The organism is Carboxylicivirga taeanensis, assembly GCF_051851475.1.
Taxonomy (GTDB): domain Bacteria; phylum Bacteroidota; class Bacteroidia; order Bacteroidales; family Marinilabiliaceae; genus Carboxylicivirga; species Carboxylicivirga taeanensis.
This window is the reverse complement of the sequence record NZ_JBPUSJ010000006.1, coordinates 38,436-61,521: the sequence shown is the minus strand read 5'-3', so window position 1 is coordinate 61,521 and position 23,086 is coordinate 38,436. Positions and strand designations below refer to the sequence as shown.

Annotated in this window: 16 protein-coding genes and 1 tRNA gene; 2 read left to right on the top strand and 15 right to left on the bottom strand. The window is 43.0% G+C overall.

Translation table 11 applies throughout. From position 1 onward, the window contains the following. Positions 1-78 precede the first annotated feature (78 nt). The 9 genes from ACSX1H_RS10740 to ACSX1H_RS10700 all read right to left on the bottom strand — a co-directional run bounded on the left by ACSX1H_RS10740 (position 79) and on the right by ACSX1H_RS10700 (position 12,605). A complete protein-coding gene (locus ACSX1H_RS10740; RefSeq protein ID WP_439183870.1) occupies positions 79-1,116 on the bottom strand; it encodes a redoxin domain-containing protein in 1,038 nt (345 codons plus the stop codon). A 69-nt stretch (positions 1,117-1,185) separates the two neighbouring features. After that, the gene (locus ACSX1H_RS10735) at positions 1,186-2,928 is read right to left on the bottom strand and encodes a CE1 family esterase (RefSeq protein WP_439183869.1); all 1,743 of its coding nucleotides are present in this window, start codon (positions 2,926-2,928) and stop codon (positions 1,186-1,188) included. Between the two features lie 12 nt (positions 2,929-2,940). Then, positions 2,941-4,581, bottom strand: a complete 1,641-nt coding sequence (locus tag ACSX1H_RS10730) for a PKD-like family lipoprotein (RefSeq protein WP_439183868.1) — start codon at positions 4,579-4,581, stop codon at positions 2,941-2,943. A 15-nt stretch (positions 4,582-4,596) separates the two neighbouring features. Next, positions 4,597-5,358 carry a DUF4843 domain-containing protein gene (locus ACSX1H_RS10725; protein WP_439183867.1) on the bottom strand — a complete coding sequence of 254 codons (762 nt, stop codon included), beginning with the start codon at positions 5,356-5,358 and terminating at the stop codon, positions 4,597-4,599. A 23-nt stretch (positions 5,359-5,381) separates the two neighbouring features. Then, positions 5,382-6,797, bottom strand: a complete 1,416-nt coding sequence (locus ACSX1H_RS10720; RefSeq protein WP_439183866.1) for a RagB/SusD family nutrient uptake outer membrane protein — start codon at positions 6,795-6,797, stop codon at positions 5,382-5,384. Positions 6,798-6,809: 12 nt separating this feature from the next. Further along, positions 6,810-10,151 carry a SusC/RagA family TonB-linked outer membrane protein gene (locus ACSX1H_RS10715; protein ID WP_439183865.1) on the bottom strand — a complete coding sequence of 1,114 codons (3,342 nt, stop codon included), beginning with the start codon at positions 10,149-10,151 and terminating at the stop codon, positions 6,810-6,812. 76 nt (positions 10,152-10,227) lie between these two features. Next, on the bottom strand, positions 10,228-11,418 hold the full coding sequence (locus ACSX1H_RS10710) for a FecR family protein (protein ID WP_439183864.1): 1,191 nt from the start codon (positions 11,416-11,418) through the stop codon (positions 10,228-10,230). Between the two features lie 71 nt (positions 11,419-11,489). Beyond that, positions 11,490-12,047 carry an RNA polymerase sigma factor gene (locus ACSX1H_RS10705; protein WP_439184171.1) on the bottom strand — a complete coding sequence of 186 codons (558 nt, stop codon included), beginning with the start codon at positions 12,045-12,047 and terminating at the stop codon, positions 11,490-11,492. Positions 12,048-12,410: 363 nt separating this feature from the next. Beyond that, positions 12,411-12,605: a YwbE family protein gene (locus ACSX1H_RS10700; RefSeq protein WP_439183862.1), complete on the bottom strand. Its 195-nt coding sequence runs from the start codon at positions 12,603-12,605 to the stop codon at positions 12,411-12,413. 911 nt (positions 12,606-13,516) lie between these two features. Here ACSX1H_RS10700 and ACSX1H_RS10695 point away from each other — a divergent pair. Continuing rightward, positions 13,517-14,713 carry a 3-oxoacyl-ACP synthase III family protein gene (locus ACSX1H_RS10695; RefSeq protein ID WP_439183861.1) on the top strand — a complete coding sequence of 399 codons (1,197 nt, stop codon included), beginning with the start codon at positions 13,517-13,519 and terminating at the stop codon, positions 14,711-14,713. 46 nt (positions 14,714-14,759) lie between these two features. Here ACSX1H_RS10695 and ACSX1H_RS10690 read toward each other — a convergent pair whose 3' ends face one another. From ACSX1H_RS10690 to folB, 5 genes are all read right to left on the bottom strand, one after another. Further along, on the bottom strand, positions 14,760-15,809 hold the full coding sequence (locus ACSX1H_RS10690) for a 3-oxoacyl-ACP synthase III family protein (RefSeq protein WP_439183860.1): 1,050 nt from the start codon (positions 15,807-15,809) through the stop codon (positions 14,760-14,762). 79 nt (positions 15,810-15,888) lie between these two features. Further along, positions 15,889-16,290: a hypothetical protein gene (locus tag ACSX1H_RS10685; RefSeq protein WP_439183859.1), complete on the bottom strand. Its 402-nt coding sequence runs from the start codon at positions 16,288-16,290 to the stop codon at positions 15,889-15,891. A gap of 305 nt (positions 16,291-16,595) precedes the next feature. Next, a tRNA-Cys gene (locus ACSX1H_RS10680) sits at positions 16,596-16,666 on the bottom strand. A 50-nt stretch (positions 16,667-16,716) separates the two neighbouring features. Continuing rightward, complete coding sequence (locus tag ACSX1H_RS10675) at positions 16,717-16,911, bottom strand: cysteine-rich CWC family protein (RefSeq protein ID WP_439183858.1); 195 nt, start codon at positions 16,909-16,911, stop codon at positions 16,717-16,719. A 1-nt stretch (position 16,912) separates the two neighbouring features. Further along, the gene (gene folB, locus ACSX1H_RS10670; protein WP_439183857.1) at positions 16,913-17,281 is read right to left on the bottom strand and encodes a dihydroneopterin aldolase; all 369 of its coding nucleotides are present in this window, start codon (positions 17,279-17,281) and stop codon (positions 16,913-16,915) included. Positions 17,282-17,418: 137 nt separating this feature from the next. Here folB and ACSX1H_RS10665 point away from each other — a divergent pair, with 137 nt between their 5' ends. Next, positions 17,419-19,128, top strand: coding sequence for a glutamine--tRNA ligase/YqeY domain fusion protein (locus tag ACSX1H_RS10665; protein WP_439183856.1), 1,710 nt, complete (start codon positions 17,419-17,421; stop codon positions 19,126-19,128). Positions 19,129-19,204: 76 nt separating this feature from the next. On the opposite strand, the gene ACSX1H_RS10660 is transcribed toward ACSX1H_RS10665, so the two are convergent. After that, positions 19,205-23,047 (bottom strand): glycoside hydrolase family 2 TIM barrel-domain containing protein, encoded by a 3,843-nt coding sequence (locus tag ACSX1H_RS10660; RefSeq protein WP_439183855.1) that lies wholly within the window; start codon positions 23,045-23,047, stop codon positions 19,205-19,207. Positions 23,048-23,086 lie beyond the last annotated feature (39 nt).

Here is a 23,086-nt window from a genome sequence, read left to right as displayed (position 1 = left end):
CATGTATTTTTTGAAACAACTCTATTTAGAAAACGATGAATTGAGAGCAAATGAGCCTCTTAAGCCAAGCCGTTTTTACTAGTTTAATAACTGCTCAATAGTTGACTCCAGCTGTTTGCCATGTATGCCTTTAGCAACGATATTTCCATTTTGATCAATGATTACATTGTATGGAATCCCCCGTACAAAATATTTTTTGGCAAAATCGCAATCCCACTTATTAAGAGCTGAATAATTGTGCCAGTTTAAGTTAAACTTTTCAATGGCGGTTAACCAGCTTTTTTCTTTGCTGTCCAGAGACACGCCGAGTACTTCAAACCCTTTATCATTATACTTTTCGTAGAGCTCCTTTACATGAGGAAGCTCCTTTACACACGGACCGCACCATGACGCCCAAAAATCAATCATCAGCACTTTCCCCTGGAAATAATCGAGGCTAATTTCTTCCCCATTCAGCGTGGTGAAATTAAAATCAACAGCTCTGTTACCCGGAGTAATCGCGTCCAAAGCCTTGATGTTTTGCCCTATTGTAGCATACAGTTTATAGTCCGTTGCCGGTTTTGGCAAGCTTGCATACAGCTGACTTACTTTTTTATAGTTATCCGGGTGTTTTGATAACTCAAACAATTCGTATAGACCTAAAATATTAGATGCATTAGCTGCAATAAACTTTTCTTTTAGCTCCTTTTCCTTTGCATACGCTAATCCTTTCTTACCTTCCCGCATGAGATTAACCCGCTCTTGTTCAAAAGCAAAGTATTGGGCATTAAGCCCCTCTCCTGCTAGCGCTTTAACCCGAAACAAATCTCTGAATATAAGCCCATCGATAGTGAGTTCTTTATCTTCTAAAAAGATCACCTTCCCGTACTTGAATTCATCCACACTTGTAATGTAGCCAACTTCAGCACCATCAACCTCATACGTAAAAGCAAAGGCTCCATCCACCACTTTAATCTCTTTTTTTCGCACAAACCCGCCGTCTTCAAAGACCCAGAAAAACAGGCTGGCTTCTTTAACGTTCTCTATTTTGCCCTTTACCCTTAACGTGGGTTTGGTACATGCAAAAAAAGACACTACCATTAACAGGCACACAGCACATTTAATCATCCTATTCATAACTATCATTTAATGTTTAATATAACAAAAGATGGAGCACGCGGCTCCACCTTCCATTACCCTCTATGGTTAATCCCAATTCCCCAGCTTCTTTATTCCCCTGGTTCTTACCTCGGTATTATTATAACCAGTGATTACATCCTTGCCTCCATCGACCGATCGACAGATAACATTGAGTCCATCTTCCCCTCTTCGGGATTCGGTTGATGACCAGTACAAGGCGCTTGTTGATATTGGTATATATCCTCTGGCCTCCAGCGTCAGGTTTACTTTTTCAACTACTTCGGGCTGTAATGCTTCCGCCAGTTCATTAATGGCAGGAAGGTAAAACCCTGCCCTGTATTGGTAGCTGTAACATTTTTCTGCAGCACACTGGCTTGCATCCAGATTATACACACTGCGGATAATGTCGGAGTTGGCTTGTCCATCACTAACCGATGTAGCCCCAATTTCCTCTCCTGTATCGCGATCAGCCCAAGGTGTTCCTGCATCATTCCCTGCAGCAGAAATTATTTTTGCTTTGTAGCGGTCGTATTTATCTACCCAATAAACTACGCCCCAAGGATCTCTCCATCTGTCGTTGGACACAATAAAGTCCCCAATGTTATAGCCATCGGTCTCCTTTCCTTCAACCGATATTATCTTGTCGGCAGTTCCGTCGGCATTAGTCAAAGTAAGAACTACATCACCGGAAGTTTCACCAACACCTTGGGCGGGCGCTGTAAATTGAATAAGCCCTGGTTCCATACTTACCAACCAACCTTGAGGATACGATTTAAGTGCCATGCTGGTATTCGGACTTAACTTGTATTCGACCACCCGTGTTGTGCCAAACATCACCCTCACAGGGGTCTCGGCTAGCGTTATATATGAGCTGCTGCTTCCATCCAGCGTGTGCGCCTCGAGAAACTCCCACATATACGGCATTACTTTACTCCAGTTAACCCCGTGGCCTTCTCCTTTAATTCCGTAAAGCTGAATATCGTTGGAACCATTGGCCCAGAAGGTTACGTCCACCATGTAATCATCAATAATTTCTGTTTTTACGCCAGTTGCTTCCTGCCAATAACCACCTACCTGCTCGGCCCAAACAGCGATGTTGTTTTCTACTGCACTATACAATACAATATCGTCGAGCATGCCATTAAAGGCTCTGATTGGCACTACTCTTGACGGTTGCACAAAATCTTCGCCACGAATGGCATACTGACCGGCAACAGGCGCAATGGCTGCCACCACCTCGCTCCGTTCCATTGCTAAGCGATATGAAAAAATGGCGCCGCTGGATTGTCCACAGGCATAGATTCTGTTAGGATCGATGGCTGGTTTTTTTGACTTAAAGTACTCAACCATTGCATCAAAAAACAAAACATTCTCATCGGCCGTCCAGTTAATGGTGTTGGTGCCTTCCTGAATAGACCCAAGTGGAAATACGACAATAATATTTTCCTTATTGGCAAGCTGGTTCATGTAGTGCGATTCACTAATCCCATCAATAGGATTGGATTCGGTGCTTCCATGAAAACGGAATAGCAATGATATTGGCTTCGTTAAATCGAGTGATTTGGGAAAATAGTATTTAAAAATACGCTCGGGATACGTTACATTTTCAAGCGTAATGGTATCCTTGTGAATGCCGGGGCTGAGGTCCAATCCCGTTTCATTCCCCGACCCTTGCTCCTTTTCAATTTCTTCCACTTCTACTATCTCTTTCAGCTGAGCCGCAAAACCATTCGACTCATCGTCTGAACAAGAAACAGCAAAAAGGGAACAAACCAGTAATATATACAGTAGATTTTTTATTTTTTTCATGATAAAAACTTTTTAATATTTGTCCTGCAATACACCAAACTTATCAATACCATCTCTGTAGAAGCTTTTATGCTTAATCATAACATCAACCGGATAGCCTGCTACCCCTTCGTTCTTCTCAATCAGCTGATAGCCTGCTTGATTTTCAATTATTAAAACATCACCTTTCAGCTCATCTGATTCACCATTAAAATCAGAACCATAGCGAGAAACGCCTAGAATGATACTTTTTTCGGTACGGGTAACGTGCATCGCTGTAATTTCGGCTTTATCATCGTAGCCGTATTGCGTGAGGTCAAGTACTTTGTGCCCAGCTGTTGGGGCACTTCCGGAAGCAATGTCTCTAAAGTTATACTTATGCAAGCCATTGCCCGAAGTAAAGTAGATATAGTTTCCGTAAGACTCGGCATAGAATTTAGATTTACTGTTAACTAAGCTGGCACTTACATTAACTTCTCCCAAAATCTGAAATGGCTTGGTCTCCTCTTCATTCCTGTCGCCAGGGGCCTGCATTAATATCATTTTGGCTGTAGATGCATTAGCAAGCACGGCCACACAATTATTGTACTGCGATGTATGTGTTCCATAGATTAAATCCAACCCGCTGTAGATATTCTCTTCTAAAGCAGCAATGGTGCGTGGCTGCCCACCCGAGTAACTATACATAAACTTACCAAAGCTCTTGTCAAACAGCAGAGTATATAACGACACTTTATATCCGGCAAACACCAGCGAGCCGGCATAATCAGGAGCTGGCAAATCCGGTTTTCTATAAGCACTAAATGTAACAGGTGACAATTGACCTCCCAGCTCACTTTCCATCGCTACATAAACGCTTTTGGTCCAGCCCGTCCAGTAACCATAGTAATATCTGCCACCCGAAACCATTGACATATAAGTTGCCCGATTGATACCACCGTAAGGGTTAAAGTTCCACATGCCAATAATGTGGTCTACCGACTCGACTTTAAAGCCAGGCATTTCGGGTACCGGATACACAGGTGTGTAGTTGAGAAAGAAACTTTCGTCGATAAAGTCGCCACTTTCGTACTTATCCAAGGTATTATGGTCGAGGCAGCGCAGGCCCTCTTCGGTCAATACCTGTAAGCCCGACAGGCCTCCAAAGCTGAAATAACTGCGATGCAGTGACTTTGGATTTATTCCCAACTCTTCGCCTGTTCTGTTCAGGTAATAATTAGGCACAAAAACAGTCCCATCGCGATCGATACGTTTATACGAAAGCTCCGCTCTGTTTTTATAGTTACTCAAAACCAAAATGGCATCGCCTGCAGTAGCCGAACTCACATTCAAATCGAATGATTGCGCGGTTTCGACTTCTGTTTCCTTATCATGAACTATAAAACGGCATAATTTATTACCTAGGCTTTTTACCCGGTAAGCCAAATTCAGGCTTTCGGCTACCACCGAGCGATTAATTTCCCACCTGTAGGTAAACTGGCTGGTATCATTATACAATGTACCAATCAGCTGAGGTGTAATCTTTAAGGTGTCATCCAAATCAATGTCGTAGGACAACTCAATGCCCTCCAGACTGAGCTCGTTAATCTCCCGGTAATCGTAATTCCCTTCATCTTTGTAGCAAGATGTTAGCAAACTCACACTTACAAAAACGATATATAAATATTTTTTCATGCTTCTGGCGATTTATTAGTTTTCTAATCTATCCATATAAACTCGGGCCCCTGTTTCGCTATCCCTAACTTCATTATCGATTAAGTACTGATTCAGGGCATTGGCGTACTTATACAAATCTCCCGCATACATATCTAAACTTGTTGATGTCACATCATCAAAAATGTCGTCAAAAGTCATTAGGATTTTCCATTTTTCGGGGTGGTAGAAGTTGAGATAATAGTCGTGATAATCCCACCAAGGTGGCATCGACAGATAGTCATTAAATACCACCTTCATCTCCAGTCCTTTGTTGATGCCCAACTCAAAGTCCTCGCTTGCCTCCAGTCGTAAAATCAGCTTTTTTGACTCCTGAGCGGTAAAGCTGGGATTTAAATTATCTCTGAGAAGAACAATCCGTAAGGTATCGGTCAGCTCATTGGGGCTAAAGTCCTGCATCTCTTCAATCTTCTGATAGTGAACGCCCTCTTCAGCCGTTGTTTTATCGTCAATATCAATTCCTTCATCAAGCACTTTCACCTTGTACTTGCGCACCTGATCAGACTGTTTACCTAAATACCTCAACACCACTTTTGCAGTGTCTATTCGTATTGAATTGTCGAGTTTTCCAAACGAGTATGTAACTGAATCATACTCCACGAAGTGATTTTTCCACAGCTCATACTCATACTCAAAGTAGATGCAATCCTTGCCCTGATAGGGGTAATCTATCTCATCGTCGCAAGAAAATAACACAGCCGCTGTGATAACTAAAAGTAGATATTTTATATAGCTCATAATTATTGCTTTCTTTAATTGGTTTATCTGTGTCCGTTCTCTATTTCGCTCTCTGGCATTGGGAAAACAAATATTTCATTGCTGGCCGGCACATTGCCATCGGCCGTTTCCCTTAATATTGCATGATTGAGGCGCTTGTAAATGAAAAACAGTTGTCCTTCCCCAATAAACTCTCTTCTCATTTCTGCCAGCAGATCATCTTCTGTGATGTAGTTCCAATGGCTGTTATTCACGATTCTGGAGTCTCTAAGCTCGTTAATGTAAGTCATGGATTTACTCTTATCCACGTGCCACCAGCCCTCGGCAGCAATAAAATACATCTCTGCCAACTTCAGCAAAGGCACTTTAGGTGAAAAAGTCTCCCGGTTTTCTTTCAGGTACTTCATCAGGTACTGCTTATCCATCGAGTACCAGTTATTCAATCGGATATCGTCGTTATTACCATCGTAAATGCCGTACAAGTAACCAGGCATTCTTAACTTAGCCATGCTGGTGCTGGTTGGTGTTACAACATTTAAATGAAGAGCGGCTGAATAATCGGGTATTTTATAATTTCGAAGTGAGAACAGGTGCTCATCAGAAAACAACACATCCAAATCGGCTTCAGGCACTTCAATGCTCTCCTGATTATTTACTAATCTGAATTTTTCGCTGGTGATCACCTTCTCGGCATACTCGCGTGCACGTTTAAAATCGCCCTTTGCTAAGTATACTTTGGCCAGCAAGCCCTGCACCGCATAGTAGTTCATGCGGGCTACGTATTTATCGGCCTCATCTTTAGTTTCCAACTCGTAAGGCACGGTATTGATAATATCGTCAGACGCGGCCAAAGCTATTTCGGCTTCCAGCAAATCATTCTTCACCAATTCTATGCACTCTTCAACGGTATACATTGGAGGAATAGCCACTCCAAACTCTTTGTTATACGGAATGCCATCTTCTGTTGGATGCAGTTTCACATCGGGACAAAACATTCTTACCAAATCGAAATGCATAAATGCCCTGATGGCCAAAGCTTCGCCAATTACCTGGTTTTTATCTTTCTCATCTAAAACGGCATTCTCCTCAGCATGCCTTATTATGTTATTGGCAGCCGATATCACGGCGTAGCCCGAAGACCATATGCCCGAAATTTTACCTTTCACACCCACATCTTCATAGTCGTACAAACGAAGGCTCGGATAGTGGTTCTCCATGCCCTGAAAATCATACTCCTGTGCCAGAACGCCAAACGTTTCATAGGTCAGGTTCTGACCATACATGCTCGAAGAAGCCATATCGCTGTATACTCCGGCCAAGGCCTCGTAAAACCCCTCTTTTTTAGAGAAAAGTTCTTCCTCTGTCACCTGATCAACCAGGTCAACATCTAACCAGGATGTACAAGAACCAAATAATATTGCTAGTAGTGCTCCCAGTATTTTATAGTTATGTATTCTCATAATGTGCTTGAATTAGAATGTTACATTTAGACCCAGATTGAAGGTTCTGGCAAACGGATAGCTAGTTCCTCTTTCGCGCTTGATGGTTGATAACCTGAAAACATCGGTAGTACTTGCAACCAGTTTCAATCGTTCGGCATGAAATTTCTTACAAGTTTCACGTGGCAATGTATAGGTGAGAGAAAGCGACTGTAAGGTCAACAAGTCATTATCCTGAACCAGGCGAGTCGTCTGGTAGGGTTGAGAAGTATCGTCGATACGTCGGAACATGGTCTCATCACCTGGCTCTTTCCATCGGTCGTAGAGCACCCGGCGGTCAGCATTGTAGTAAGGATTAGAACCTTCCACTTTTGTTGCCAAGGTAGTGTTATAAGCTTTTGCACCATACTCGTACCTGAATTGCAGGTATAAGTTAAAGCCTTTCCAGTTCATGTTAGAAATAATATTTCCTTCCAAATCGGGTTTAATATCTCCAACAATAATTTTGTCGCGGTGATCGTATTTAAAGGTCCTGTCACCATTAAGCTTAATAAATATTTCATTTCCGGTAGCCGGATCGATGCCACCAGACTGTACTACCATAAGAGCACTTTGTGAGCGCCCAACCTGATACGTTGGCAAAGGTTTCGGACCAGTTACGCTCTCCTCACTGTTAGCCAATTCGTTAAGCGCTTCCATTTTATTCGATAGCTTCTGGATTTTGTTTTTATTATGGAAAGCGGCTAAGGTGACACTCCAGTTGAATTGTTTCTCACGGTTCTCAACGAGCATAAACCTAAGTCGCCCTTCTATCCCTGAGTTCTTCATCTGCCCCATATTTTCGGTGTAGCTTCTAAACCCGGTTGAAGGTGCCACATCGATAGGCAAAAGCAGATTATCGGTTATTTTTATATAGGCATCCACGTTTAAACCTACCTTGTTATCAAAAAGGGTAACGTCTAAGCCGGTATTATAAGAAAGTGTGTTTTGCCACTTTAATGATTTGTTACCATAACCAATCAGCTTGGCGCCAAATATTCCGTTATACTCATTCAGTGCATCGTAGCGGTATTTTGTAAGTGCCTGGGCCGAATTAAAGTTAACACTCCCGGTGCTACCAGCTGATGCTCTCACCTTTAAGGTGTGTCGGTTGGTGTTCCACCAATGCTCTTTATGGGCGTTCCAGGCCAGACCAACCGCCCAGAATGGAGCAAACTGCGAATTTTTACCAAACTTACTGGACCCATCGGTTCGGTATGACAGGTCGATAAAATACCTGTTATCAAAGCCATAGTTTAAGTTTCCGAAAAAACCAACCATCCTTGATTTATCAGATATACCATCGGGTTTACCGTTTTCTTCGTATTGAGAGGCATACTCAATGTAGTTCATGTCATCGTTAATAAAGCCGGTCGCAGTAAAACCTTCGCCTTCAATTTCCTGAGCTCTCACATTGCTTCCCACACCCAGGTTCACCACGTGCTTTTCCCATATCTTATTGTATGAGAGGGTGATGTTTGAATCGAAATTATGCTCCTCACTATTCATTACAGTGTAACGTCCCTTCTTTTCTAACTCTGGGGTATTACTGAAGTCGGTAGAAAATGGCGAGCGATAAACCTTGGTTTTATTCAGCTGCTTGGTGTAAGAAAGACGACCCCTTAAACGAAAGTTCTCCGCAAAATTCCAGTCAATATTAAAGTTATCCTGTATGGCTGTATACTTATCTTCTGATACATTCTGCAGGTCGGCATCAATAAGTGGGTTTTTGTCTCTTGAAGAAAGCATCAATATGTAGTTGCCATCTTCGTCGTAAATGCGGTCATGCGGATTTTGTCGGGCAAAATTATGGAATGACCCATACTGAGAGTCCTCCCCCTTCACATCAGATACTAACAGGTCGTTTCGAATGAAAAAATTAGACCCAATGTTATAATTGAAAGTCACATCAATCCCGTATTTTGTGCGGCCCGAGCCTTTCATTACCCCTTTATCATCGTCGTAGCGGAGGTTAATTCCATATCTGAAACTATTGTCTCCCCCTTCAAAATAGGTTGAATAGCGCTGGTTAACAGATGTTTGTAAAGGCTTAGAAAGCCAGTATGTATCGACGCCACGTCTCACTTCTTTAAGTTTCTCGTTGTAGCGTTCATCAATAAGAATTTGGTTTTCATAGTTATTAAGCGGATCGGTCCATATCCCGGCCAGCTTTTCATACCTCAGCTTTTCTTCGGCGTTCATTAAATCATAATCCCTCAAATCGGGGATTGAAAAGTTGAAGTTGGAGTTGAAAGTAATTCTCACCTCACCCGATTCAGGTGGTTTTGTTGTGATGATAATTACCCCGTTTGCCCCCCTGGAACCATATAAAGCGGTGGCTGAGGCATCTTTAAGTACACTCATCTCTTTAATCCGGTTCATATCAATATCGTACACGCGTTGAGCCGTCACTTCAACACCATCCAGCACATAAAGCGGTGAATTGGGGTTTGCTCGGTCTCTATCGGCGGCATCCCTCAAGTCAAAGCCGTTATCTCCCCTGATGGTAATTTCAGGCACCCGGTTAGGGTCTGAACCAAATTCCAGGTTTTCAGCGATGCGAAGCGATGGGTCTAAAGCGCCCAGGGCCTGAAGCGGGTTTAAGGCCCCCACTTTTTGCATGTCGCCTATTTCGATGGTTTTAACGGCTCCGGTAAAGCTTTCTTTCGATTTATTAAAGTAGCCAGTTACTACCACATCCTCCAGGGCCTCCATGTCCTCTTTGAGCACAATCTTAAACGTTTCGTTGGTGCCGATGGCAACCTCTTGGGTTTTCATTCCAATGAACGAAACAACCAGTGTTTTTGAATCCTGGTTAATGTGCAACTCAAAATTACCTTCGGTATCAGTAATCGTACCCGAGGAGCCATCTTTTGTATAGATGTTAACACCTGGGATGGGTTCGCCTGCTTCATTTGTGACAGAGCCGGTTATGATGATGCGTTGTGGCTGAAGGCGGCCAGAGCCGGCATCGTCAATCTTATACAGCACAATTGCATCATGTTTCAATTTGTAACCAAGGCCTGTTCCTCTTAAGCAAGACTCCAGCGTTTCTTCCAGACTAGCATCCTTAATATCAATATCGATGGTGAGTTGATTATCAATATCCTTAAGACTGTAAAACAACACCTTATCTGTGCATTTTTGCAACTCTGAAAGTACCGTTTCCACCTTGGCATCTTTCAGGAACATGGAATATTTGCCTTCCTGCGAATAGGTGCTGGCAGAAATGCTTATAAATCCAAATGAAATTAGCAACAACGTCAACTTCATGACTCGTAGAATTTTAGCATGACTCTCTCTTCCATGAGAATCATAGAACCATTTTTTTTTCATAAATTTGTTTTTTTCTAGATTTGAAAAAATTACCCAGGCGGAAAATGTTAACGGCATTTTCTGCCTATTTTTTCTATTACTTGTAACTAAAAGTGATTAACTCTCCATGTATAGTGGCCTTTAATTTATTAGTTGATGAAATAATATCGATGACCTGCTCAATATCATCGTAGCGGCTTACACCACCCGCAAATCGCAACTCAGCTATCGTTTCGTCTTCAAACTCATAATCAAAACTGTACCAGCGAGATAAATCCTTTAGTATTTGCTCCAGAGTTGCGTTTTCGTAGTATAAAACGCCCTTTATCCATCCGATGCGTTGCTGGGCGTTAACTTGTTGCACAAACATTGCCCCTTCTCCGCCAATATTAACCTGCTGATTAGGAAGAATAACGACACTTTTTTTGGTGTGCGTACTTTTAACTTTAACAGAGCCATGCACCAAAGTGGTTGAACAACCGCATTCATCCTGATAGTCCCTTACATTAAAGCCCGTTCCGAGCACCTCAACGGTATAATGGTCGCCATTAACAATAAATGGCTTTGTTTTATCTTCGGCCACTTCCAGATATATTTCTCCTTTGAGCAGATAAATATTCCGCTCCTCCCCATTAAAACGAGTTGGGTAGCGCAATTGGGTTTCTGAGTTGAGCCAAACTTTGGTGCCATCGGCTAAAATCAGCTTGTACTCACCACCATTAGGAACTGATAATTTATTGAACTGCACTTCTGTTTTTGCATTATTGACATAACGCAGTACATCTACCGAATCTTTTGTGAGCACTTCTCCATCGTGGGAATTAATGGTGTGCTCCTTACCAGTACCCAACACAATATTTTCTCCTCCATCTAATTCAAGAATGGCATTGGCCCGACCAGGAGTCAGTTTCTCGGCCTGACATATCTGTTTGTTACCAGTGCGGTAAGTATCGGAGAAATACCAATACAAGGATACAAGCGTAATAAGTGGTATAAATAGTGTTGCCGCATATTTGATGAGCTGCAATCGTTTGATCTTTTTCCATCCCGGGCGATTGGAGGTGTGCTTATCTACCACACTCCATGCTACATTGATATCTACTTGCTGATGGACGCTGAGGGTATGTACATCATGTACTAAACGAGCATACTCATCTACAGTGTTACCTGAATCGGCATGCTTCTTCAGCCATCGATCCAATGCATCGTACTCATCATCGGTCAGTTTACCCTCAGTGTAGGCAACCAACAATTTTATTATGTGTTCTGGTAAATCTGTCACTGCCATTAGTGTTTATTCATTTGAAAGCAAAATGACGAAAAAGGGTGACAAGACTTTTAATATTTTTTTACTTTTTTTTAGATTAGGAGGAGGAGCAGTGTAAAAGCCTCTGAGGACAAACGACCTCTCAGTGTTTTCATCGCTCTTGACAGTGTTGTTTTAACAGTATTTTTGGAGATATTAAACTCCTCAGCCACTTCACCATAGGAAAGCTTATGGAAATAAACACCCATAAAAATATCGCGGGTGCGCTGAGGTAATGCTTCTATTTCAATTTTAATGGCAGCCACCTTTTCGGCAAAGGTTTCATCATCAGGAAAAGATTCAAACAAGGTATTAGCATAATCTTCAATACCACACAAGGCTATTTTACCGTTGGCTTTTTGATAGTTTAGACATTTGTTTTTAACCGAGTGATACAAATAAGCCCTCATGTATTTTTGCACTGATGAAAACTTATCGCCCTCCCAAAAACTGATAAAAACTTCCTGCACGAGGTCTTCAGCTTCCTGTTCTGTCCTTACAAATTTAGAGGCATACACAACTAATGGTTTATAGAATTGCCTAAACAGCAACTCTAAACCCAGCTTATTTCCATTCTTTAGCAGGTGCAATATTTTATCTTCCTGATTCACTTGTGACAACAGTAAAAAACATTAACATCTAGAAACAAAGTATTAAAAAATCATTTGCTTGTATAGCCTATGAAGACACGTGTGAAGACAGTTCACGCACTTCAAATAACCATATAAATTTCACAACGAAATAAAATTCTCACCTGTCAAAGATAAATTTATTCTGAAAGATCACTTAAAAATACCACAAATGTTTAGTAAACAAAGTGCATGAAGCTGAGAAATTTCCTATCAAATGAGCTAATTTTTATACACGTAACATCCTAATCTTTAACTTCCACACCTAACTTCAAGGTGTTAAATAACAAAAAACTCCCAACCTCAAAAAAGAAGTTGGGAGTTAAATCCTGAGTTCTATTATGTTTATAGCTTAATCATCTTTACTCTGCCCACCTGGCCTGTCTTTAATTTACATTCGATTCCCTTTAAATGAAATGCAACTTCATCCAAAACCTCCTGAACCACTCCATGCGTTAGTGTGCCCGAGCGCTCGTCTTGCCTTTGTAAAATTGCTACTTTAGTTCCCTTTTTAATGTTTTTTCTTTCTCTCCCGTCCATTTTTACTCTAAAATAATCATTGACTTGTTCGTATAATCCTTAAACAGGTAACTTTGGGATGCTGCATACCGATACTGACCAATTAAAATAAATCAATCAGTTTCAACATTTCCTTACCTTTAATTGATGCTAATAAAAAGCCGAATCCCATTTCTGAAACTCGGCATATCCTGAGGTTTTTGGCAAACCTGATGAAATTCACCTAAACCTTAATTTCAATATCATGCATTGAATCAAAATGGATTATTCCATTTCGATTTTGAAACATTTCTCACAATTGCACTGCAAATATAGTAAATGCTTCAATACTAAAAAAACGCCAGCCAAATGTCCTTTACCAAGACCCTAATAACTTTATCATTTGATGCGTTTTTCCAGCCAAATGTTACTAAGCAGTAGCACCCTCACAGCACCTATTCTTCACCTGTTACCTACACTGCTGTTTTAATTAGATACTAACTGGTAAAAAAGCGATAACTCTTAGACAGGCTATCGGCAACACCTCAATGGTTATCCTAAAAGGAGTTTTGGCTCCTTGTATTGCTATTCAACTACTTATAGATATCATCTACCTCAATAAGTAACGACTATCCAATTAGCATACGTGCCCTAAGGTAAGAACGGATTAAAAGTTACCAAAAATCGTGACTAAACTCCCACTTCATTAATACATTAAATACACTAATATTTTTCAAAATATTTTTTCGAAGCTAATATTCTAGTCTTATGTTATTTGGTGTTTAACGAGACGAATGTCATAAAAAAATAAGTTATTGACTTATTATCTTGCATTCGAAACACCATCAAACAGCGATATACAAAGGGAGAGAAACAAATATAATTAACAAAACAATCAACGAAATTATCACTTATTCCTGATTGTTATAATTACTACACTTTAAAATTAAAAAATGGAAAATCAATCTGTAGGATTAATTAGTCTGGGAGGTTATCTGCCAGCAAAGGACTTAAAAAAAGAACAAGCCACCGCACTGGTTAACTACTTACGTAAACACACGAAACTTAACGAGGCCTACATTAGCGAAATTGAAACTACCGGGCAACTACCCGGTAGTATTGAAACAAATTATGATGGCTGGGAGAGTAAACCATGGTATGAGGCGTGGGTAAAAAGTCTTCCTGAAAAAAAGCAGAGTAACCCCTTCCAGGGAACAGTTGAACGCCGACGCGTACCAATGGATCCTGTATCTGTGAAAGAATCTGTTGTCCCTCATCCAATGTTACCTTCAGACGCGGAGACCATCGCAGGCGCGCTGGCAATCGTTAATGCAGGCATCGATCCTGATGAAATTGATTTGGTCTTATCGCACTCACAGGTTCCTGACCGCCCACTCCCTACCAATGCTTCTTTATTACAAGAAAAACTAGGCCTGAGAAACGCAGGGGCATATTCTATTGACACCTGTTGTTCAACGTTTGTTACCATGATTGAAGTAGCAACAGCCATGGTGAAAACTGGCATTAAGAAAAAGGTCCTGATTGTGAGCAGTATTCTTGATAGCATCATCAATGACAAATCCACTTATTGGAGTGTTGACACGGGAGATGCTTCAATGGCCGGAATTGTTACTTGTGTTGAAGAGGGCGAAGGTTATCTCAGCTCCTTTTCAAACAGCCATGGCGATCGTCATGATGGTGTTGTATTTACCGAGCGCTCACCAATGCTATTCAAAAAAGCTGAATTAGGTTCAGATTGCAAACAGCACTTTGTAACTTTCCTCAATCAGGACTCATTGAAACGCATTGCTAAAAATGCGCAGGCAGACTTTAAATATGCTGTTGATAAAGCTTTGGATAAACTATCTTATAGTATTGATAATATCGATTTTTTTGTTACTCACCAACCCGTAGCATGGGCCGGCAATGCCTGGAGAGAAGCAATCAATATTCCAGAGGAAAAGTTTTTTGAAACTTTTGAAAAATACGCCAATATCGCAACGTGCAGTGCAGGAGTCAACTTACTTGAAGCTATAGAGAATGGCAAAATAAAGGCTGGAGACACAGTGCTTATAGCATCATCGGGAGCTGGTGAAAACCACATTGCCATGGTGATGAAGGTACCTGCTCAATTAATTGCAAATTGTTAATAAAAAAATGGTGGGATGTTATCAACAATATAGCATCCCATTTTTTTTAATAACACCAACGAATAGCCATGCTGGCCACTGCCCAATTGGAGCCAAAATCAGATAACATCAAATTGTCGCCCCGCTTAAGTTTACCCAAGCGGATAGCATCCGAAATGATTATTGGCAAACTAGCCGTTTCAACACAAGCCGTTGTTGCCAAAGTATCGTGCACCTTGGTATAGTCTACTCCAATATTTCTGGCCCAGGCTTCGCTTAAGCCTCTAAACTTTTGTCCAAATACATACAACTCAAAATCAGCATTAGTCTTACCCAAAGCGTTCAAAACTTTTTTTACCGAATTAGGTATATATTGTTCGGTTCGTACCTTGTGCTTCTCAAAGCTTCCCTCACCCACAGTAAAGAACGGCTTAATGCTATAGCTCTCATCGAAGAGGCTACCTCTTCCGCCCATAATCTTAACATATCCTGCCTCATCATCCACTTCCCACGAACTCAGATGAACTGCCTGAATACCGAATCCCTTTTCCGCCCTTCTAAGCACGAAAGCACCAGCTCCTTCCCCCACTAGCAAAGCCTTCATACTATCACTTAAGGTGTTTTTGAGGATTGTCTCTGAAGCTACTACCAACACTGTATCGTAAAATCCACTTGCAATGTATGACGCCGCCGTTGAAAGTGTGTAAATCATACCGGCAAACCCCTGATCAATATTCATCGCCGCTGCATTACAGGCGCCGATACCAGTTTGAATCAATGCGCAATTGGGAGGCGTCAACCGATTCATATCCTTCGATACACCAGTCACAAGCACCAAATCTACAGCTGCAGCCTCAATGCCGGCACTTTCCAAGGCATTGCTAGCAGCCTTTATCGCCATCTCGTTTATACCTTCATCACCAGAGTAATGCCTGCTTTTAACACCTGTAACATTTTCTATAAACCCCTTCTCCTGTTCCGAAAGAGTGACATATTTAAAATCATCATTAGATAATATCCTGGGAGGCAAATAAGTCCCTACACCATAAATTCCTACCGGCACCTTAGGCACAATGACTTTTGAATCCGAAAGGTGTACACTTCTATCTATACCCATAAGGCTGTAATTTAATTATGATTGTGACTACACAAAAAATTGAAAACCCGCCCAATGGGCAGGTTTGTCAAAAAGATTCTTAGTTCTTTGTCACTGAATCGAGCCACTTCTCACCTTCTGCATAATCAGAAAATTTCATATTTGGCATTTTTGAGCTATCGGTAACCTTATTTAACTGGCTTTTTGCAATAGCACTCTGCGGAAGTATCTCAGCCACTTTAAACATACCAGCTTTAACCAAATCGGCATGCGATTGCTGCTGTTTATCGACCAAATCCAAAGGCAAAGTTTTGAACTCGCGCATATCTGCAACAACAGTAAATCCTGATTTCAAATAGCTGAGGGCTTCTTTTTGGTGAGCGATGAACTGATCAACAATTTCCCCTTTTGACCAAAACCCTTTACAAACAATATGTAAACGATTTTTCTCTAAATCAATCCCTAAATCGTAGTTAACGTTAGTTGTAATTACTTTTTTCATCTTTATAGTTTATAATTCCGTTCGCGCTATAATACACCTGGCATTTTTTTTTGTTACATTAAATCATCGTTTTTTTGATAAATGAATTATGATTTAAATCAGGTTTTAATTGAACCGCTAGTTCTGGAGAAAACTTCAATACTCAGATAGACATACCTTAATAATGGAGGCAGTGAAATTAGTTCTTACAATTGATGAAGCTGTGTCGTTATCGACTTGACAGAATTTATGCGCAGATTCGGATACAGTGCTTGGAAAGCTAAAAAGAAAAAGCCGAATCTCATTTCTGAAATTCGGCTTTTGTGAGGTTCCTGGCGGATTCGAACCGCCGTACACGGTTTTGCAGACCGTTGCCTAGCCACTCGGCCAAGGAACCGTCGTGTTTCGGGATGCAAAATAAGTAATAAATTCCCTTTCGAGCAAATTTTATTTCCTCTTTTGCCCATATAATTTTAAACATTCCGGACACAGGCAACCGTTATATTTCTCACCCAGCACTTTAAGATTTTCATCTTTTATAGAATATTCGTTACACCAACAGGGGGATTTGGCATTGGCGTGACAAAAAAACTCGGCATCACACTTCGGACAGCGTTTGGTTATTACTCCAGACTCTTTCATTTTATCGACTAAATGTTACACTCACACATTTCATTTGCCCTCCCATAGGCGGATTCATCTTCGACACCTTCACAGTGGCTTTATACAGTTGTGGGAAACGCTCATAAATGCCATCAATAATGCGTTTATTCAGGTGCTCAAGCAGATGTGAATTCTGCATAATCTGCTCCCTCACAATCTCATACACCGTTACATAATTTAAAGCATCTTTGATATTGTCTGATTGCGCAGCTACGGTGCAATCTGTCTCCAGCGTCACTTTTACCAAAAAACGGTTACCCACCACCTGTTCTTCTTTAAAACAGCCGTGATAAGCATAAAACTCCATTTCCTCCAATTCAATCACACCTATCAATTGCGTCTCTTCCATTGTTTCGTGTTTTTTTGGCGAAAATAACCTTTTATCACCGAATCATCAGATTTTTAAGTCGAAAAACAATTACTTTTGTAGTTGATGTTCACACATCTCAAAAAGAAAACTATAATTACGACAAAATACACGAGCAGATGGAATTGAACGAAACGCCAAAAACGAATTTCATTCATCAGGAGATTGACAAAGACTTAAGTGAAAATAAAAACGGAGGAGCTGTTCTAACACGCTTTCCACCGGAACCTAATGGCTACCTGCACATCGGGCATGCCAAATCTATCTGCCTGAACTTTGGCCTGGGTAAACACTACAAAGGTGGAACCAACCTGCGTTTTGATGATACTAACCCCACCAAAGAAGATACTGAATATGTAGAATCCATCAAAGAAGATGTGAACTGGCTGGGCTTCCAATGGAAAGATGAGCCAAAGTTTACATCCGACTATTTTGAGCAGTTATACCAATGGGCTGTCCTTTTTATCAAACATGGTAAAGCGTATGTGGATGATCAGAGCGCCGAGGAAATTGCCAGCCAAAAAGGGACGCCTACCACACCTGGTCAGGAAAGTCCGTTCCGTAATCGCAGTGTGGAGGAAAATCTCGACCTGTTTGAGCGCATGCGTAATGGTGAGTTCAAAAATGGCGAGCGTGTGCTGCGTGCCAAAATCGACATGGCCTCACCCAACATGCACATGCGCGATCCGTTGATGTATCGGATTATTCATGCCCACCACCACCGCACAGGTGATGACTGGTGCATTTACCCCATGTACGACTTCGCTCACGGACAAGGCGACTTTGTTGAGGGCATTACCCATTCTATCTGTACGCTTGAGTTTGAAGTGCACCGCCCACTATACAACTGGTTTTTGGAGCAAATACTGGAATTTCAACCAGAATTGAAAAAACAGCCTCGTCCACGTCAGATTGAATTTGCCCGTCTGAACCTCAACTATACCGTTATGAGTAAGCGTAAGCTGCTCCAACTGGTTAATGAGCAGTACGTTGCCGGCTGGGACGATCCACGCATGCCAACCATATCAGGCTATCGCAGAAGAGGTTACACTCCCGAGTCCATTCGCCGTTTTGCAGAACAGATTGGTGTGGCGAAAAGAGAAAATGTAATCGACGTGGCCTTGCTTGAACACTGCATTCGTGAAGATTTAAACAAGCGTGCACCGCGCGTTTATTCGGTATTAAATCCTGTAAAAGTGATTATTACCAACTACCCTATAGGAGAAGTTGAATGGATGGAAGCCATCAACAACCCTGAAGACGAAAGCATGGGTGCTCGTCAACTGCCTTTTAGCCGGGAAATCTACATTGAGCGTGATGATTTTATGGAGAATGCCCCAAAGAAATTCTTCCGCATGGATGTGGGCCGCGAAGTACGTTTAAAGAACGCTTACATCGTTAATTGCGAAGGCATTAAAAAGGATGAGAACGGTGAGATTTCAGAAATATACTGTACCTACGACCCAGACACCAAGAGTGGTATGGAAGGAAGTAACCGCAAGGTAAAAGGTACGCTGCATTGGGTAAGCATTGCACATGCCAAAACGGTGCAGGTAAAACAATACGACCGTCTGTTTATGGATGAAGAACCAGATGGGCACAAAGACAAGGATTTTCTTGAGTTTCTAAATCCTAACTCTCTATCGGTAATTAACACTGCCTATATCGAACCAAACTTTAAAGATGCCGGTTCTAAGTTTGATGATGGCATTGAGCGCTATCAATTCCAGCGCCTTGGCTACTTCTGTATCGATAAGGATTCGACGGAAGAGAACGTTATCTTTAACCGCACAGTGACATTAAAAGACTCGTGGGCGAAGAAGAAGTAAGACCTGATATAAGACACAAAAAAATCCCGCACCTGAATCAGATGCGGGATTTTTTAGTATTTATTCAGCGCTGGCCTTAGTCAACGAGTACTGACCACTCACCGACGCTGGCGTAGAAATTTTTATCCACTTCTTCCCGAATGGTCAATCGGAAGAATTTAGCCTTAACCGGCTTTTTGAACTTAACCGTTTGTATTTTGGCACTGTTTTCAAAAGTACCTTTTTCAATCACTGTGGTCCAGTTATTACCATCCAGGCTTAACTCCAACTGATAGCTACCGATGCGGCCATTTGGATTTTCCTGACGTGGCACGTACTTAATGCCACTACAGTTCAATTCCTTAGCCATATCAATCACCACATAATGCGGCATCTTCTCCTCCGGCTTCGTCCAGTCGCTGTGCCAAAAGGTGTTGGGGTTATCGTCAATCATGTTGTCTGCCTCAAAAAGCGGATGGGCACTGCTGCGCTCCACTACCGACCATTGGTTTTTAAGGATGTCATAGTCGTAATGCACCGGAAAGCTGTTGCGCATGCCCTTGCGCACCGACCAGGCCGAAATGCTGCCACCGTAGCGCACGTCGATGGGTGTTGAGTAAGTCTGCTTCTTGCCCCCGTTCAGTTGGTAGTAAATGACTGCTTCGCCCTGCGTACGCAATGTCACCATCCCCTTGTCGGAGCGGATAGCTTTGACGGCAGGTGCCACTGTTAAGAGGGGTAAAGTCTGTTCTGCTGTAGCGGCTGCCTCATCAAAAATGCTGTGCTGCTTCAGATCCACCGGCTTTAACACCATCTTGAAACGATAAGTATTATCGGTCACCACATAATCGGGCAATACACCGGGACCACAAGTAGCTGTTCCCAGTCCTGCCGCCTGATGATCGAGGTTAAGCGTAATAAAATCAGCCTCATCCAGCTCATTGGTATGGCGTGCCTTATCAATGGCTGCATCGGCGTAAGGGTAAGCACTGAAGTTAAAATCTTCGTCGGCTGTAAAGAAAAAGCCAAGCCCTTCCACATTGGTGATAGCTCCCCACTTCACACCGCTGCGGTTGGCATTATCCTGCGGCACTACCAGGTTGGCATCGTACAGCTCTTTGGCACTGGCCTCGTAATAGCCTAACTGACCGGCGGCATCGCGGTCGGCATAGGTGGCCACAGGCCCCAAGCCATACCAGGCGGTCTGATCAACAGCTTTGTTCAGCAAGGTTTGATACCCCACCTTGGCCAATGCTTTTACTTTGGCCGGCAGCTGCACAAAAGCGCTCATCACAACAGCTCCATCGGCATATACATCATACTGCTGAATGGCCTGAATAGTGGTGTTGGTCTCTTTACTTTCAATGGCCAAAGGCAGCACCAGGCGCTTATGCCCCTGATTCACCGTGGTGATTTCAATGTCGCCATCCAACCGCTGCGTCATCTTATTCAATCCAGCCTTCAACCACTCGCGCTGCCCATGCTGGTCGCGCACATCATTCTCGGTTGCCGGACGGTAAAAGTTCAAAGTGGGTCCTTGCTCAACCATGGAGCGGCCTCCAAATAAATAAGAACTGATGACCCCATTGGCTTTATCCAGCGTAAGGCTGAAAGAAGCTCCCGACAAAGTAATCGAGGTTTTGTCCTGTGTTAGTGATAAGCTACCGGTCGCGGTCTTTTGCGTCGCGACCTTTGCTGTCTCTCCAGACCATACAAACTGCTCCCACGCCAGTTCATGACCAGCTTTGACCAGCCCTTTACGTGCCTTGCGCACAAACGAGAAAGTTAATGTGTAGTTCTGACCTGCTTTTAAGGCCGGCAGCTGCCCCACATTGAGTGTGATCGCCTTCGTTGACTGAGGCGCCACATCCACATTCATGGTCTGATGTGCCACCACACCCTCGGCATTGGCGATGCGCCAGATCATATCCAACTCATTCAGGTTGGTAAAGAAATACTTGTTATGAATGGTGAACACATAGTTTTTCAGATCATCGGCTGTCACCGTCACATTTTGATAGACTTTCTTGGTCTCGTGCAACTGCGGGTTGGGCTTCCGATCAGGGTTCACCAAACCGTTCAGGCAAAAGCTATCGTCGCTGGGCATGTTGGTGCCGTAATCGCCACCAAAGGCGTAATACATAAGTCCGTTGGCATCCACTTCACGTAGTCCCTGGTCCACCCAGTCCCAGATACAACCACCCTGAAGCGCCGGATACTGTTCAATGGCCACCCAGTAGTCGGCCAGGCTACCACAGCTATTTCCCATGGCATGGGCATATTCACACTGAATAAGCGGACGATCGGGGTTACCCTTGGCATAATCCACCATGTGAGCAATGCTGGCATACATGGGACAATAAATATCTGTATTTTCTTCAAGTCCTGAGCGCTCATACTGCACAGGGCGAGTGCTGTCCTGCTCTTTCATCCATTTATAAGTAGCCTTGAAGTTAACACCATTACCCGCTTCATTACCCAATGACCAGGTAACGATACTGGGCTGATTCTTATCGCGTTCGTACATACGAACCGTACGTGCCATGTGTGCGGCTTCCCAATCCGGATCTTTGGCCAGGCTGCGATCGCCATAACCCATTCCGTGCGATTCGATATTGGCCTCGTCAATAACATACAGGCCATAGCGGTTGCAAAGCTCATAAAAACGCTCATCGGTGGGATAGTGACAGGTGCGCACGGTGTTGATATTGTTCTCTTTCATCAGGCGGATGTCCAGCAGCATACTGGCTTCATCAATCACATGCCCTTTATCGGAATCGTGTTCATGACGGTTCACCCCTTTCACCAACACCGGCTGGCCGTTTATCAGGAACTGACCATTCTTCACCTCAGCCGTTCTGAAACCCACATCCTGTGTCAGGCTCTGAACCACCTTGCCCTTTTTATCTTTCAAAGTGATCAGTGCACGGTATAAATTGGGCTGCTCAGCACTCCACTTCAGCGGATTATCGATATTTTTTGTTTCAAACACCACATTGTTGCTACCTTTGGCAGGTTTAATACTTTGCTTCAGGCGGAGCAACTCTTCTTTGCCGTCCCAGCTGCGCAAAGCCACCTCCACCGTGTGAGATTGGGCCTTAGCCGCGTGGTTAAACACCTCCACGCTCAGGTCAAACACGCCGTTCCGGTAGTGCTCATCTAAACCGGATATGATCTTAAAGTCGCGAATACGTGTTTTGGGGCGTGCCCACAAGTTTACATCGCGCTCGATGCCACTCAGGCGCCAGAAATCCTGACACTCCAGGTAACTACCGTCGGACCAGCGATACACTTCAAGGGCTATGGTATTTTTACCCGGGCGCACGTAATTACTTAGGTTGAACTCAGCCGGCAGTTTCGAACCCTGGCTGTAGCCCACTTTTTCTCCATTCACCCACAGGTAAAAAGCGGACTTAACGGCACCAAAAGTCACAAATATCTCCCGCTCACTCCACGATGCGGGCAGTTCAAAGCTACGCTTGTAGGAACCTACCGGATTGTAACCTTCGGGAATCAGTGGCGGCTCAGGACGTTTGCCTGCAATGTCCCAAAACGGATACGTGGTATTAACATAGATGGCCGTGTCGAAACCGGCTACCTCCCAGTTGGCAGGCACCTGAATATTGTCCCAATCACTTACATCATAGCTTTCTTTATAGAAATCGGCCGGACGCTGCTCCGGTGTCTTAGCCAGGTTAAACTTCCAGGTGCCATTGAGGCTCTGGTGATAGGCCGAATTGGCGACCACGCCATCCCAGGCATCACGCTCCGACTCAAAAGGAATAAAATGGGCAGTGGCTGCCTCTTTATTAATCTCAAATACTTTCGGATTTTGCCAATCCGGCAAGGCTGCTTTATCCTGCGCCTGCGTGTGACCCAAAGCAAATGCTCCGATCAGCACGGCAGTCAACAAGTGCCTTGTCTTCAGTTTGTGTGTCATCTGTTTGTGTTTGTATATGATTATTCGTTACTCGTTGCC